Below are 15,672 nucleotides of genomic sequence, written 5' to 3'. Positions count from 1 at the left end.
ATGCAAGATAATTACTTAACTGTAACGGCATTAACAAAATATATAAAACGAAAATTTGAGTTGGATAAACACCTTAATGACATTTGGTTGAAAGGTGAAATTTCAAACTTCAAACATCATAGCAGAGGACATATGTACCTTACCATTAAAGATGTTTACTCTCGTGTTAATGCTGTGATGTTTGCTGGTAACAATCGGGCGCTTAAGTTTATGCCAGAGAATGGCATGCAAGTATTAATAAAAGGCCAAATTAATGTTTATGAGCCACAGGGACAATACCAATTGTATATTCAGCAAATGGAACCTGATGGGGTAGGTGCATTGCATGTAGCTTTTGAACAACTGAAAGAAAAATTAAGTAAAGAAGGCTTATTTGCACCATCTTTGAAAAAAAACTTACCAATGTATCCGCAACACATTGGTATTGTAACGTCTCCAACAGGTGCAGCAATTAGAGATATACTATCGACTATTAATCGTCGTTTTCCAGCAACCTCAGTTACCGTTTTTCCAGCGCTTGTCCAAGGCGAGCAAGCTCCAGCCTCCATCGTTTCATCTATCAAACAAGCAAATGAATCCAATCTACAATTAGATGTCTTAATTGTTGGGCGTGGTGGTGGTTCTATAGAGGAACTGTGGGCTTTTAATGATGAACAAGTAGCAAGAGCAATTGTAAACTCCGATTTGCCTGTTATTTCAGGAGTTGGTCATGAAACAGATGTTACCATTGCAGATTTTGTAGCAGACGTTCGAGCAGCAACCCCAACAGGAGCAGCTGAATTGGCCGTCCCATCCAAAAATGATGTACAGCAGCAAATCCACAATGCTACACAATCCATTAGGCAAATGCTAACTTACCGCATAGAAGAATCTAACAGTAAACTGGATCGACTACAAAAAAGTTATGCATTTCGATACCCAGCTCAACTTATTAAGCAAAAAGAACAAGAGCTTGATAAAAAAATAGATCAGCTTGCTAAAGCAGTAGACACCATATACCGACATAGCAGTAAGCAGTTAGAACACAATATGCTCAGATTAAGAAATCAACATCCAAATAAACAAATAGATGGAACCAAAAATAATTTGACACAATTGTCTAGACGAAACGAACAAGCGATGTTTCGTTTGCTTGAAAAACACAAACAAAAATTTGTCGCTGAGCTTGATAAACTTAACCTGCTGAGTCCTCTGCACACAATGAAAAGAGGATACTCAATCGCATATAAAGGAAATGGCTCTATTATTAAGCAAACAAGTGATGTGAAGGTAAACGATCCTGTTACATTAAAAGTTCAAGATGGATTACTAAACTGTTACGTGTCCGATATAGAGGAGGAGAAATAGTATGTCTGAAAAAGAATTGACTTTTGAAGAAGCAATGAAACAGTTAGAAGGAATTGTCGAAAAGTTAGAAGAGGGTGAAGTTCCTTTAGAAAAAGCGATTCAATATTATCAAGAGGGAATGCGTTACTCTAAAATATGTAATGACAAATTAATAAACGTAGAAAAGCAAATGACACAAATTATCAATGAGCAGGGGGAAACCAAGCCATTTGAAGTGGAGGATGAATAGATGGACCAAGAATTGACAGCATTTATTACTGAAAAAGAAAAACTAATAACAGATGAGCTAATTCGAAAAGTCTCTGACTTGTCAATTCCTAACCGATTAAAGGAATCAATGATCTATTCTTTAGAAGCTGGTGGAAAAAGAATCCGCCCTTTATTAATGATAGCAAGTTGTGAGGCGTATGGTGGCTCACACCAACAGGTATTACATACAGCGTTGGCATTAGAAATGATACATACTTATTCTTTAATACATGATGATCTTCCCTCTATGGATAATGATGATATAAGAAGAGGAAAACCAACAAACCATCGTAAGTTTGATGAAGCAACAGCTATACTAGCTGGTGATGCATTGCTCACTTATAGCTTTGAGTTAATAGCAACAGATCAGCAGCTTACGGAACAACAAAAAATTTATATCATCCAACGTTTAGCTGAAGCAAGTGGACCAAAAGGAATGGTTGCTGGTCAATCTTTAGATATAGAAGCTGAAAATAAAACGATCCTGCTTGAGGATTTAGAGAGAATTCATCAGTTGAAAACGGGTGAATTACTATGCTTTGCTATAGAAATTGGCGCCTATATTGGTGGGGCAAATAATGCACAGTTACAAGCAATCAAGAAGTTTGCTGCATATCTTGGGTTAATTTTTCAGGTGCAAGATGACATTCTAGATGTAACAGGTAATGTAGAACAAATCGGTAAGCCGGTAGGAAGTGATGAACAGAATTCTAAAAGTACCTACCCTAAGTTATTAGGTCTAGAAGGTGCAATAGAGAAAAAACAACTTTACGTTGAAAAAGCAAAAAAATTACTTCAAGAAGCAAGTGCTTCTCATGGATTATTGGATCAATTCTTAATTTATATTAGTAATCGAATTTCATAATTTTTTTAATTGAAACGAATCTAGAAATATGTTAATATAGCAATACAATGGGAATGGTGCAGTATTCTAGTCGGTTCTCCGTTTCTGAAGGCGGGCCTAAAAATCCGCTAAAGGGCACATCGATGAAGTTCCTTGTGTCGGCTTGAGGCGCCCAGCCTTGGGTCGATGCTGGGAGTTAAGGTTGCAGGGCGATCCACAAAGGCATGTGGGCGTTGACCCTGCTTCCGCGGAGGCCCATCTCTGTGGTAACTTTAAGCCAAAGCTATTACCATGGACTGGGGTATGAACCTACACAATAGGAGCAAGGGAATCTTATTTGTAGCGTAGCCTGCCTTGAGTGGTGTTCGAGGGGATTATAGTTGTAGATACAATACTGGGTGGCCACTGGTATTCGTATTTTTATCTATATGAAATCGGGACTGCAAAAGAGGCTAGGGAGCGGTTAAGAGCTGTTGAGGAAATCTCCTAGACTGTTCCATCGGACGTTTAAAAGGGATTATAGTACGGACTAAGTGGCAATCCAGTCTAGCTGTTGGTAACAACGCTAAAATTCGTTTAAAGGGGAACCGCCAGAATGGCAACATTCGGTACGAATTTGGGAAAACCTACTGGACCTAAGCCGTAGTTTTTACCTTTTAGGCGACCATTCCACATACATATTTAACTATAATGAGGTATACATGAATGGTGAAAACCGAATCGCAAATGAAAAAGTCGATAAAATTTAGTATAAGTATTGCCGTTATCACATTTGTGTTAGCGGCTATTTTTTCAGTCATCTCATCATCAATACTTGGTGGTGTTGCGTGGCTTGTAGGTTTATTTATTGTTTTAATTATTGTTTTAATTGGTGTCATTTTTGATATGCTTGGTATTGCTGCAACTGCTGCAGATGAAGTTCCTTTTCATGCAATGGCTGCGGAAAAAATACCTGGTTCTAAACAAGCAATTCAAATTGTAAGAAATGCAGATAAATTTGCCAGTTTTTGTAATGATGTGATTGGAGATATTTCTGGTGTCATTAGTGGTACAGCCTCAGCAATTGTTGTCCTTCAATTAGCAAATGGTTTTGGTTATGAAGAAGGATCCTCTGTTCAACTTACTATTTCCGTTGTAATGACTAGTTTAGTTGCCGCGTTAACTGTTGGCGGTAAAGCTTTAGGGAAATATTTTGGTATACATTCATCAACGAAAATTATATTTTTTGCTGGGAAAATTATTGGAATAATGGAAGATAGGTTTAAAATTAAAGTTTTTAACAAAAAATAAACATAATAAAACAATAATATATAGTTTGAAAATAATTTGAGTTAAAAAGGGAAATAAATTATATGGCAAATAAAGTGAGATTAGATACATTACTAGTAGAACGTGGGTTAATCGAAACAAGAGAAAAAGCGAAACGAACAATTATGGCCGGATTAGTTTTTTCTGATGGGAACCGTCTGGACAAGCCTGGTGTAAAAGTGAATGCTGATTTACCTATTCAAGTGAAAGGAAAGGCTATCCCTTATGTAGGTAGAGGCGGTTTGAAATTAGAGAAAGCAATACACGATTTTCAAATCAACCTTCAAGATCGTACAATGGTCGATATCGGCTCTTCTACAGGTGGGTTTACTGATTGTGCGCTACAAAACGGAGCTGGAAAGTGTTATGCCGTAGATGTCGGTTACAATCAATTAGATTGGAAACTAAGAAATGACCCACGCGTTATTGTCATGGAAAGAACCAATTTTAGATATGCAACTATAGATTTATTTGAAAATGGCCTTCCAGATTTCGCAAGTATTGATGTATCTTTTATATCTTTACGATTAATTTTACCTGTTTTAAAGACGATATTAGCTCCAGAGAGTGATATTGTAGCTTTAATAAAGCCACAATTTGAAGCTGGAAGAGAGCAAGTAGGTAAAAAAGGAATTGTAAGAGATAAAAAAATTCACAAGCAAGTCGTTTCAGATTTGCTTACTTTTGCAAATGATCTTGATTTTAATATAGAAAACATTACTTACTCACCAATCACAGGTGGCGATGGAAACATTGAATTTCTAGTTCATCTAACTTGGAATAAAAATGAACAAACAAATATTGACGATCAGCAACTTGATAACATGGTTGAACAAGTCATCGATGAGGCACATCATGTACATGAATAAATTCGAACTAACCGAAATCGATTGGTTCTTTCACGTGATTAAGCTGATATAATACGGGAGGTTTAACAATGACAAAGGGCCAACGTCATATAAAAATTCGTGAATTAATTACTGAGAACGAAATAGAAACACAAGATGAACTGGTGGATGCATTGCATGAACTAGGCTACAACGTAACACAGGCTACGGTTTCAAGAGACATCAAAGAGCTTCATTTGGTGAAAGTTCCCTTATCTGATGGTAGATATAAATATAGTCTACCCGCAGATCAACGCTTTAATCCATTAGAAAAATTAAAAAGACTGATGCGTGATGCATTTATTCGTATGGACGAGGCAAATAACTTGTTAGTGTTAAAAACTCTACCAGGTAATGCCAATGCATTAGGAGCTTTAATTGATAATTTGGACTGGGAAGAAATTTTAGGAACGATTTGTGGTGATGATACGATACTGATTATATGCAAAGATAACACCAGTGCATCAGAAACACAGAAGCGATTTTTAGATATGTTATAGAAGTTACAAATCTAATCAAAATGAGAGGTGTAACGAGTGTTAACTGAACTTTCAATTAAAGATTTTGCCATTATTGAGGAATTAACAATCACGTTTAACAAAGGGTTAACTGTATTAACTGGAGAGACAGGTGCAGGAAAGTCAATCATTATAGACGCGATTGAGTTACTTGCAGGAGGAAGAGGCTCAGTGGAATTTGTCCGTCATGGTGCGAAGAAAGCAAGCTTAGAAGGTTTATTTTCCATTGATGACTTAACCCACCCAGTTTATTCTATTGGCGAAGCATTTGGAATCGATATAGATTCAGATGGTATGGTTGTATTGTCTCGAACGATTAGCTCAAATGGCAAAAGTATTTGTCGCGTGAACGGACATTTAGTGACCTTAGCAATATTAAAAGAATTTGGTAAAGCCTTAATTGATATTCATACGCAACATGAAACACAATCATTAATGGATGTTGATCGACATATTGAGTTATTAGATCTGTATAATCAATCTCAAATGCAAGATGCTAAGAAAGAGTATGTAACACTTTATCGGAAATTATTAACTGTGCAAAAGCGATTTAAACAACTTAATGAAAATGAACAAGAGATGGCTCAGCGCCTTGATTTGTTAAATTTTCAATTGAATGAATTACAACAAGCGAACTTAATTCCAGGTGAAGATGGACAACTACGTGAAGAACGAGAAAAATTATTGAATTATGAAAAGATTTTTACTGGTATCCGAGATGCATATGAGTCACTAAGTGGAGAACAGCGAGCAATTGATTGGCTAAGCATGGCACTATCAGGTTTAGAATCGGTCAGTGAGTATGATGCTTCTTTTCAAGAGAAAAAAGAATCCTTTACAAATTATTTTTATTTAATTGAAGAAATATCAATAGATCTTAGAAATTATTTAGATCAAATGGAATATGACTCCGAGAGGTTAAACGAATTAGAATCTAGGTTAAATGAGATTAATCGCCTGCAAAAGAAATATGGATCAACAGTGGATGATATGCTTGAATATGCATCTGAAATAGAAGATGAAATAGAGGAATTAAAAGATAAAGATTCATCCATTGAGAAATTAGATCAAGAACTGCAAGAATTAGGTAAAGATGTATTGATTGAAGCAGCACACTTACATGATCTAAGGAAAAAATCAGCTGATCATCTAAAGCAGTCGATCCACAAAGAACTAAAGGATTTATATTTAGAAAAAGCAACGTTTGATATTGATATTTCTATAAAAAATGGAAAGATGGGTAACGTCGAACTTGATGGTAAGCCAGTTCAATTAAGTGAAAATGGTTATGATCATGTTCAGTTTTTAATATCAACCAATCCTGGTGAACCTGTTAAAGAGTTGAGTAAAGTAGCTTCTGGTGGGGAATTATCTCGTATCATGCTTGCATTAAAGAAAATATTCGCAAAACATCAAGGCGTAACAAGTGTAATTTTTGATGAGGTAGATACTGGTGTAAGTGGTAGAGTTGCACAAGCAATTGCCGAGAAAATGCATAACGTATCGATTGGTTCGCAAGTCTTGTGTATCACGCATTTACCTCAGGTAGCAGCAATGGCAGATACACACATTCTAATTAAAAAACAAGCTAAAGCCAATCGTACTATTACATCTTTAGAAGCCCTTAGTACAGAAAATAGAATTATTGAGATCGGAAGAATGATTACGGGAACAGAATTAACAGCTACATCGAAAGAACATGCTCGCGAACTAATTGATCAAGCAAAAAAAACAAAGTACTAATATACCATTATTTCCAAACGCTAAACCATGTAGTCGACGTGCTACGTGGTTTTTCTTATTTTAAAACTATATTTATTATGTAAATAAGGAAATGATCCCCGTTTTTTCTCATCTTTGCAGGGTTTAAAAACATAACAGAAAGGTCACATTAGAAATACAGAAAAAATAAAAATGGGTCAAGGAGCGAGGAGCGTGAATAATGAGAAAAAGCAACATACGTGCAGTCGTAGGAATATTACTCCTTGTTACTTTCCTAAGTATGCCTTTTATAAAGCCAATTCAAGATTTTGTTTCCATTCCAAACAGCATGACCGTTTTTCAACATAAAAATGAGACAATTAACCTTCCTGAAATAAAAAATGTGCAGCAAAGTGTGACTCAAAGCGAACCTGTTCTTAAGGCAGTTGATGCCTCTACGTTTGAATCGGTAGACAACGGCCAAAGTTCGATTATTTATGAATTTGCCAATTTTCCAATTAAAAAAATGGATGTTGATGTATTAAATGAATATAAGGTTATTCCTGGAGGCCAATCTGTTGGAGTTAAGTTGCAAACGCTAGGAGTGTTAGTGGTTGGACATCATTTAATTGAAACAAAAGATGGAAATATCTCACCAGGTGAGGATGCTGATTTACAAGTAGGAGATGTGATTTTAAAGATAAACAATCATGAGGTTAAGCAAATGGAAGAAATAACTCCATTTGTAAAAGAAGCTGGTGAAAAAGATAAACCATTGCAGCTTTTGATTAAAAGAGGAAATGAAACAATCAAGAAAAAGCTAATTCCCGCATTAGATAAAAATGAGCAAGCATATCGAATCGGTTTGTACATTCGAGATTCAGCTGCGGGTATTGGTACCATGACATTTTATGATCCAAAAACAAAAAAATATGGAGCATTAGGACATGTTATTTCTGATATGGATACAAAAAAGCCAATACAAATCCACGAAGGAACAATCGTAAAATCTTCCATTACAAATATTCAAAAAGGGAATAATGGTGTTCCAGGTGAAAAGCAAGCATCTTTTGATCGAAGTAATAAACCATTAGGGTCTATAGCAAAGAACAGCCCGTTTGGTGTATTTGGTACATTGGATCAAGAACTTGAAGATAGTAGTTGGAACGATCCATTACCAATAGCGTTATCTCACCAAGTAGAAGAAGGAGCTGCGCAAATTTTAACTGTTGTAGATGGTGAAAAAGTGGAAGCATTTGATATAGAAATTATCAATAGCGTAGAACAAAAAAATCCGGCTACAAAAGGAATGATTATTAAAATTACTGACGAATCACTTCTGAATAAAACTGGTGGAATTGTTCAAGGGATGAGCGGAAGTCCAATCATCCAAAATGGAAGAATTATCGGTGCTGTAACTCATGTATTCGTCAATGATCCGACAAGTGGATATGGTATCCATATTGAATGGATGTTACAAGAGGCAGGGATAGATATTTATAAAGACCAGAAAAAAGCGAGTTAAAAATAAATGATAAATATTGCAAAACGGACACTGTTCTGAAGTTTAAGAACAAAGTCCGTTTATTTTTATACAATTTTTTAAAAAGGGAATTGTGTATATTTTAATTTAAATCACGTCTCAATTCATTGCAATTATCAACTAAAATAACACATATATTAATTTGTCGAAAAAAAAGGAATGTAGTCGAATTCGTTAGAAAATAAGAGTAAATCGAAAAAAACTAAAGTTTTTTTAATAATTTGAAGGAAAAAAATAACTTGTGTCGAAAGTTATTAACTGAGATTAAATAGTAATAGGGAGGATAAAAATGGTTGAAAAAATTAAAGTTTGTTTGGTGGACGACAATCAAGAATTAGTTGAATTAATGGAAGATTATTTCTCGAGTCAATCTGATATTGAAGTAATTGGACGAGCATACAATGGGAAAGATGGTTTAAACTTAATTCAAGATAAAGAACCGGATATTGTTGTATTAGACATAATTATGCCGCATATAGATGGTTTAGCTGTGCTTGGGAAATTGAAAGAGTTAAATTTAAGTAAAAAACCAAATGTAATTATGCTTACTGCTTTTGGACAAGAAGAAGTGATGAAAAAGGCGGTAAATTTAGGGGCTTCATATTTTATTTTAAAACCTTTTGATTTAGACAGTTTGGCTGAACAAATTAGGCAAGTTTATGGTCTACCAGCTTCAGAACCAACAATTACTAAAGAAAGAACAGTCAAAGAGTACGATAAATTTGATTTAGAGGCAAGCATTACTCATATCATTCATGAAATAGGTGTACCTGCACACATTAAGGGATATATGTATCTAAGAGAAGCAATTACAATGGTATACAACGACATTGAGCTGTTAGGATCGATAACTAAAGTGTTGTATCCAGACATTGCAAAGAAATTTAATACAACCGCCTCTCGCGTAGAACGAGCTATTAGACATGCCATTGAGGTTGCATGGAGCAGAGGAAATATTGATTCCATCTCTGCACTATTTGGGTATACAATTAATGTTTCTAAAGCGAAGCCAACGAATAGTGAATTTATTGCTATGGTTGCTGATCGATTAAGATTAGAGCACCGAGTCTCTTAATGAAATAAGTTTATAAATAGCACACCCTTTTTTAATATAACGATGTTAAAAAAGGGTGTGCTATATCTATATTTATGTATAAACCTCCTTTTCTGTGAGAACTTAAACAAAAAGGAGGTAATCAAAATGAAAAAAATACTATGTATTGCCGTTTTATTAGGTGGCTTTCTCTTGCCTATGTCTGTATCAGCAAGTACAAGCTATACAGTCCAGCCTGGAGATACAATGTGGAAAATTGCAGTGAGATATCAAATTGGTGTTACTGAAATCATTGAGGCGAATCCTCAGGTTGAAAATCCTGATTTAATTTATCCAAAGCAGCAATTAACGATTCCTACTATTGATGCGATAAAAAGAACAGAACATTTAGTTATACAATTGACTAATCAAGAAAGGGCTAAATATGGTTTGCCTGCATTAAGGCCTAATTGGGAATTATCACGTGTAGCCAGATATAAATCTACAGATATGAAAGAAAATAACTATTTTTCACATCAAAGCCCAACATATGGGTCACCATTTACGATGATGCAAAATTTTGAAATTTCTTACACTAGAGCGGCAGAAAATATTGCGAGAGGGCAACAAACACCACAGCAGGTTGTGAAAGCTTGGATGAATAGTCCAGGTCACAGAAAAAATATTTTAGGTGACTTTTCACACATAGGTGTTGGTTACGTATCAAACGGTAAATATTGGACGCAAATGTTTATAAAGAAATAACTAAAAGCCTTGATTTATTTAATCAAGGCTTTTTAAATGGTATATAATCGGTTATTTCGGTAAAAAAAGTCACCTGGTCAGTCTTAAAACAAGTGAACAGGCAAATGCGTTAAGATAATCACGAATAATCAGAATTTTATTATCACATTTTTTTAAAAAGTGTGATAATATTTTAATATTATAGAAATTAAAAATGGAGAGGTTATGTAATGAAAGTATCGAAATTCGGAGGAAGTTCAGTAGCAAGTGCTGAACAATTAAAGAAAGTTGCTTCAATTATTCAAGATGATTCAGAAAGGAAAGTTATAGTTGTATCAGCACCAGGTAAACGCACCTCAGATGATGTGAAAGTAACAGATTTATTAATAAACTTAGGAGAAGCTTATGTAAAAGGAGCATCATATGAATCACAACTAGAGCTTGTGCTAGACAGATTCCGCTCTATTTTAAGTGAACTTGAATTAACAGACAAAGTAATTAGTGAAATAAAAGCTGATTTTGAAACTGTTATATCTAGTGATTATTCTACCCCTTTTAAGTTAGAAGCGATTAAATCGATTGGAGAAGACTCTCTTGCTAAAGTGTTGAGTGAGTATCTTGCTAAATTAGGTTTAAATGCAACATATCTAAATCCGAAAGATGCAGGAATTATACTAAGTGATGAACCAGGAAGTGCACAAATTCTAGATGAAAGTTTTCAATTGTTATATAAATTACATGAGCGTGAAGATATAGTTGTTATCCCTGGATTTTTCGGTTATACAAAAGAAGGGAAATTAGTTACTTTTTCTCGAGGTGGATCTGACATCACAGGTTCAATTGTAGCAGCAGGAGTGAAAGCTGATTTATATGAAAATTTCACAGATGTTGATTCTGTTTACTGTGTAAATCCAACTATTGTTGATAATCCTAAGGAAATTACTTCATTAACGTATAAAGAGATGAGAGAGTTGTCTTATGCTGGCTTTTCTGTTTTCCATGATGAAGCATTAATTCCAGCATTTAAAGCTAAAATTCCTGTATGTATTAAAAATACAAATAATCCTGATGGTCTTGGGACAATCATTGTCTCTGAAAAAGAAGTTAGAGGAAACCCTGTTGTAGGTATTGCATCAGACACAGGATTTCTAAGTTTGTATGTAAGTAAATATTTGATGAATAGAGAACTAGGGTTTGGTCGTCGTTTGCTACATATTTTAGAAGACGAGGATATATCCTATGAACACACACCATCAGGTATAGATGACTTGTCTGTTATTATAAGAAAAAGCCAGTTACCACTTGAGAAAGAAGCAAAAGTAATTGAGCGAATAAATCAAGAACTAGACCCTGATTTAGTCTACACAGAAAGAGATTTGGCTTTGATTATGATAGTAGGAGAAGACATGAATAGCACAATTGGTGTCGCATCGAAAGCAACAGAAGCTTTTTCCCGTGCAAACGTGAATCTTGAAATGATTAATCAGGGATCTTCTGAAGTATCTCTAATGTTTGGTGTCAAAGAAGAAGGGGTGGAACGCGCAGTTCGATCCTTGTATGAAGCTTTTTTTGTTGAAGAAGAATAAATTAATAAATGTATGATTAGAAAATTGATTTGGCAGGCACACACAAAACGTATATGTGAAATGTGCCTGCCTTTTTTAAAACACAGAATTATTACCTGGTAATATAACTTGATAAAAACACTATAAATAGCTATGATGGAAATATGAAAGAAACAAATGAAAGTATTTTTTTATAACTACAGAGCTATTTCAAATCGCTTATAGAATTTTAAAATGTTTTTTTATTAGCGTGGAAGTGCTCCTTTCTTTATACAGGAGGTACAACAATGGAAATTTTAAAATATATGGAAAACTATGACTATGAACAATTAGTCATATGTCAAGATAAGCCATCAGGGTTAAAAGCAATTATTGCAATTCATGATACAACATTAGGACCAGCTCTTGGTGGAACAAGAATGTGGAATTATGATTCTGAAGGTGAAGCAATTGAGGACGCTCTTCGCTTAGCAAGAGGTATGACATACAAAAATGCTGCTGCAGGTTTAAACTTAGGTGGTGGGAAAACTGTTATTATTGGTGATCCTAAAACAGATAAGAATGAAGCGATGTTTCGTGCATTTGGACGTTATATTCAGGGGCTTAATGGTCGATATATAACAGCTGAGGACGTAGGAACTACAGTGTCAGATATGGATATTATTCACGAAGAAACGAATTATGTTGCTGGTATTTCACCTGCTTTTGGTTCTTCGGGAAATCCATCACCAGTAACTGCGTATGGTGTCTACAAAGGAATCAAGGCAGCAGCAAAAGAGCAATTTGGTACAGACTTTTTAGAAAATAAGAAAATATTAATTCAAGGAATTGGTAATGTTGCCTTCACTTTATGCGAATATCTCCATCAGGAAGGTGCTCAGTTAATAGTAACAGACATAAATAAAGATGCTGTAAAAGCTGCGGTTGATGCATATGGTGCCAAAGCGGTAGATCCGGCAGATATATATGATCAAGATTGTGATATCTATGCACCTTGTGCGTTAGGTGCTACTATTAATGACGCTACTATCCCAAGGTTGAAAGCAAAAGTTATTGCTGGAGCTGCTAACAATCAATTAAAAGATACGATACATGGAGATATGTTACATGAACGAGGAATACTATATGCGCCTGATTTCGTTATAAATGCTGGTGGAGTTATTAATATTGCAGATGAATTAAATGGCTATAATAAAGACAGAGCATTAAAGAAAGTAAATATGATTTATGATAATTTGTTAGAAGTGTTTGCAATCGCAAAACGAGATAATATTCCTACCTATGTTGCAGCGGAAAGAATGGCTGAAGAAAGAATAGAACATATAAGAGGTGCACGCAAACAATTTTTACAGAATGAGCATCATGCGATTAGCAGATTAAAATAAATATGAGAGTGAAGTATAAATTACAATCAAAAATTAATATGTTTTAAGAGCGAATCACCAAAGTATGAATAGCAATTTATTTTTTTAACCTTATTTAGAGGAGGGATTTTTATGTCTAAAAATTATGACCTAGTCATAATAGGTGGTGGTACAGGAGGCTATGTTGCGGCAATTCGTGCATCACAATTAGGTTTAAAAACAGCTATTGTAGAAAAAGGAAAATTAGGAGGTACGTGTCTACATCAAGGCTGTATTCCATCGAAATCCTTATTAAAAAGTGCGGAAATCTATCGACAATCGTTAGAAGCGGAAGAATATGGAATTGATATAAATGATGTAAGTATTAATTTCTTGAAGGTTCAGGATAGAAAACAAGCCATAGTGGATCACTTATACCAAGGGATTATTAGCTTAATGAAAAAGGGTAAAATTGATATCTATGAAGGTGTAGGCAGAATGTTAGGGCCATCCATTTTTTCACCAAGTGCAGGAACTGTATCGGTAGAAATGAATGATGGTTCAGATAATGAAATGCTCATTAGTAAAAATGTAGTTATAGCAACGGGTTCTAAAGCTAGAACATTAAAAGGACTGGAGATAGATAGGGATCTCATTCTAACTTCGGATGAAGCATTGGAACTTCAACAATTACCAAATTCTATGCTGATTGTTGGTGCAGGAGTAATTGGGGTTGAATGGGCATCCATGCTAGCTGATTTTGGTGTGAATATCACTTTGATTGAAACAGCTAAACAAATTTTACCTACTGAAGATCGTGCTGTTGCAAAAGAAATGCAACGTCTATTAAAGAAAAAAGGGATTACTGTTTATACAGATGCCCATTTACAAGTAGATACACTTGAAAAGAATGAGATAGTAAAGGTTCAAGTGAAACAAAAAGAGCAATTAATTGATTTACAAGCGGATAAAGTATTAGTGTCAATTGGACGATCACCGGTTGTAAATAACATTGGAATTGAAAATACTGCTATTGAAATTGATGAAGCTGGGTTTATTAAAGTAAATGAACATTATCAAACGAAAGAATCACATATTTATGCGATTGGAGATTGTATTGGTGGGATGCAACTTGCTCATGTAGCTTCACACGAAGGAAAGCATGCAGTTGAACATATCTCAGATTTAGATCCAACACCAATAAACTACCAAACAGTTCCTTCCTGTGTTTACTCTAACCCGGAGGTTGCGCATGTAGGTTATACAGAGAACGAAGCGAAAGAATTAGGTTATCAAATTAAGAAAGGTACAATCCGATTTGGCGCTATAGGTAAAGCCTTAATTAATGGGAAATCTGATGGATTTGTAAAAATTATTTCTGACCAACAGACAGATGATTTATTAGGTGTTCATATTATTGGTGGTAATGCAACGGAATTAATTGCTGAAGCTGGACTTGCAAAGGTGTTAGATGCCATTCCTTGGGAGATTGGAGAGACTATTCATCCGCATCCTTCCATGGCAGAAGCATTAGCTGAAGCGGCATTAGATATTAATAAAATGAAAATTTATGGATAAAAAGGAGGAAAATATATGAGTGAAAATAAACATCAAAAACTAGGATTATCAAATCAAGACCTTATAGAAATGTATCGCGTAATGTTGTTAGCGCGTCGAATAGATGAACGAATGTGGCTACTAAACCGATCAGGTAAAATTCCCTTTGTGGTGTCCTGTCAAGGTCAAGAAGCACTTCAAGTTGCAGCATCGTTTGCATTAAACCGGTCTGAAGATTATGTTGCGCCTTATTATCGTGATGTTGGCGTTGTACTCTCTTTCGGGATGACAGCAAAAGAGCTGATGTTGCAAGCATTCGCAAAAGCAGAAGATCCTAACTCAGGTGGAAGACAGATGCCAGGACATTTTGGCCAAAAGAAAAACCGGATGTTAAGTGGCTCATCACCTGTAACGACACAAGTTCCTCATGCAGTGGGAATTGCCTTAGCTGCAAAAATGGAAAATAAATCAATCGTTAGTTTTGTAACACTCGGAGAAGGTTCCTCCAATCAAGGAGACTTCCATGAAGGATTAAACTTTGCAGCTGTCCAAAAGTTACCTGTTATTACAATGGTTGAAAATAATAAATATGCTATATCAGTACCATTAGAGAAGCAAGTTGCATGTGAAAAGATTTCCGATCGTGCAATCGGCTATGGGATGCCAGGAATAACTGTAGATGGTAATGATCCATTAGCCGTGTATGAAGCAGTGAAACAAGCAGCAGATAGAGCAAGAAATGGAGAAGGACCATCATTGATTGAGGCTGTTTCCTATCGATTAACCCCACACTCTAGTGATGATGATGACAGAAGCTATCGAAAAAGAGAAGAAGTTGAGCAAGCAAAGGAAAAGGACGGTTTCCATACGTTTGCAGCGTATTTGAGAGAGCAAAATATATTAACAGATGAAAAGTTAGAACAAATGGAGCAAGAGATAAAAGAAGAAATAAATGAGGCAACAGATTATGCAGAAAGTGCACCGTATGCCAGTCCAGAATCAATTTATGACTTCGTATATGGAAACTAAGGGA

General features: G+C 35.2%; 14 protein-coding genes. All 14 read left to right on the top strand.

Translation table 11 applies throughout. The features are described 5' to 3' along the window. The 14 genes from xseA (at position 1) to HP569_RS02440 (ending at position 15,668) form a co-directional block, all read left to right on the top strand. Positions 1-1,347, top strand: a complete 1,347-nt coding sequence (gene xseA, locus HP569_RS02505) for an exodeoxyribonuclease VII large subunit (protein WP_182199506.1) — start codon at positions 1-3, stop codon at positions 1,345-1,347. A 1-nt stretch (position 1,348) separates the two neighbouring features. Next, positions 1,349-1,576 carry an exodeoxyribonuclease VII small subunit gene (locus tag HP569_RS02500; RefSeq protein WP_182199504.1) on the top strand — a complete coding sequence of 76 codons (228 nt, stop codon included), beginning with the start codon at positions 1,349-1,351 and terminating at the stop codon, positions 1,574-1,576. Beyond that, positions 1,577-2,461, top strand: a complete 885-nt coding sequence (locus HP569_RS02495) for a polyprenyl synthetase family protein (protein ID WP_182199502.1) — start codon at positions 1,577-1,579, stop codon at positions 2,459-2,461. A gap of 684 nt (positions 2,462-3,145) precedes the next feature. Further along, positions 3,146-3,730 carry a hypothetical protein gene (locus HP569_RS02490; protein ID WP_182199500.1) on the top strand — a complete coding sequence of 195 codons (585 nt, stop codon included), beginning with the start codon at positions 3,146-3,148 and terminating at the stop codon, positions 3,728-3,730. A 62-nt stretch (positions 3,731-3,792) separates the two neighbouring features. Then, a complete protein-coding gene (locus HP569_RS02485; RefSeq protein ID WP_182199499.1) occupies positions 3,793-4,617 on the top strand; it encodes a TlyA family RNA methyltransferase in 825 nt (274 codons plus the stop codon). Between the two features lie 68 nt (positions 4,618-4,685). After that, complete coding sequence (ahrC, locus tag HP569_RS02480; protein WP_182199497.1) at positions 4,686-5,135, top strand: transcriptional regulator AhrC/ArgR; 450 nt, start codon at positions 4,686-4,688, stop codon at positions 5,133-5,135. 36 nt (positions 5,136-5,171) lie between these two features. Then, positions 5,172-6,896: a DNA repair protein RecN gene (gene recN / locus HP569_RS02475; protein WP_182199496.1), complete on the top strand. Its 1,725-nt coding sequence runs from the start codon at positions 5,172-5,174 to the stop codon at positions 6,894-6,896. 199 nt (positions 6,897-7,095) lie between these two features. Continuing rightward, entirely contained in the window at positions 7,096-8,379 is a 1,284-nt protein-coding gene (gene spoIVB / locus HP569_RS02470; RefSeq protein WP_182199494.1) for a SpoIVB peptidase, read from the top strand. Between the two features lie 307 nt (positions 8,380-8,686). Further along, entirely contained in the window at positions 8,687-9,472 is a 786-nt protein-coding gene (spo0A, locus tag HP569_RS02465) for a sporulation transcription factor Spo0A (RefSeq protein ID WP_182199492.1), read from the top strand. A 126-nt stretch (positions 9,473-9,598) separates the two neighbouring features. After that, on the top strand, positions 9,599-10,195 hold the full coding sequence (gene safA, locus HP569_RS02460) for a SafA/ExsA family spore coat assembly protein (protein WP_182199491.1): 597 nt from the start codon (positions 9,599-9,601) through the stop codon (positions 10,193-10,195). Between the two features lie 209 nt (positions 10,196-10,404). Continuing rightward, on the top strand, positions 10,405-11,760 hold the full coding sequence (locus HP569_RS02455; protein WP_182199489.1) for an aspartate kinase: 1,356 nt from the start codon (positions 10,405-10,407) through the stop codon (positions 11,758-11,760). A gap of 266 nt (positions 11,761-12,026) precedes the next feature. Continuing rightward, positions 12,027-13,124, top strand: coding sequence for a Leu/Phe/Val dehydrogenase (locus tag HP569_RS02450; protein WP_182199488.1), 1,098 nt, complete (start codon positions 12,027-12,029; stop codon positions 13,122-13,124). A gap of 111 nt (positions 13,125-13,235) precedes the next feature. Then, positions 13,236-14,660 carry a dihydrolipoyl dehydrogenase gene (gene lpdA, locus HP569_RS02445; RefSeq protein ID WP_182199487.1) on the top strand — a complete coding sequence of 475 codons (1,425 nt, stop codon included), beginning with the start codon at positions 13,236-13,238 and terminating at the stop codon, positions 14,658-14,660. A 15-nt stretch (positions 14,661-14,675) separates the two neighbouring features. Then, positions 14,676-15,668 (top strand): thiamine pyrophosphate-dependent dehydrogenase E1 component subunit alpha, encoded by a 993-nt coding sequence (locus tag HP569_RS02440; RefSeq protein ID WP_182199485.1) that lies wholly within the window; start codon positions 14,676-14,678, stop codon positions 15,666-15,668. Positions 15,669-15,672: the final 4 nt, after the last annotated feature.

Source organism: Paraliobacillus salinarum (assembly GCF_014083865.1).
GTDB classification, from domain to species: Bacteria; Bacillota; Bacilli; order Bacillales; family Amphibacillaceae; genus Paraliobacillus; species Paraliobacillus salinarum.
The sequence above is the reverse complement of the archived record's forward strand: the minus strand, read 5'-3'. Positions and strand labels throughout refer to the sequence as shown.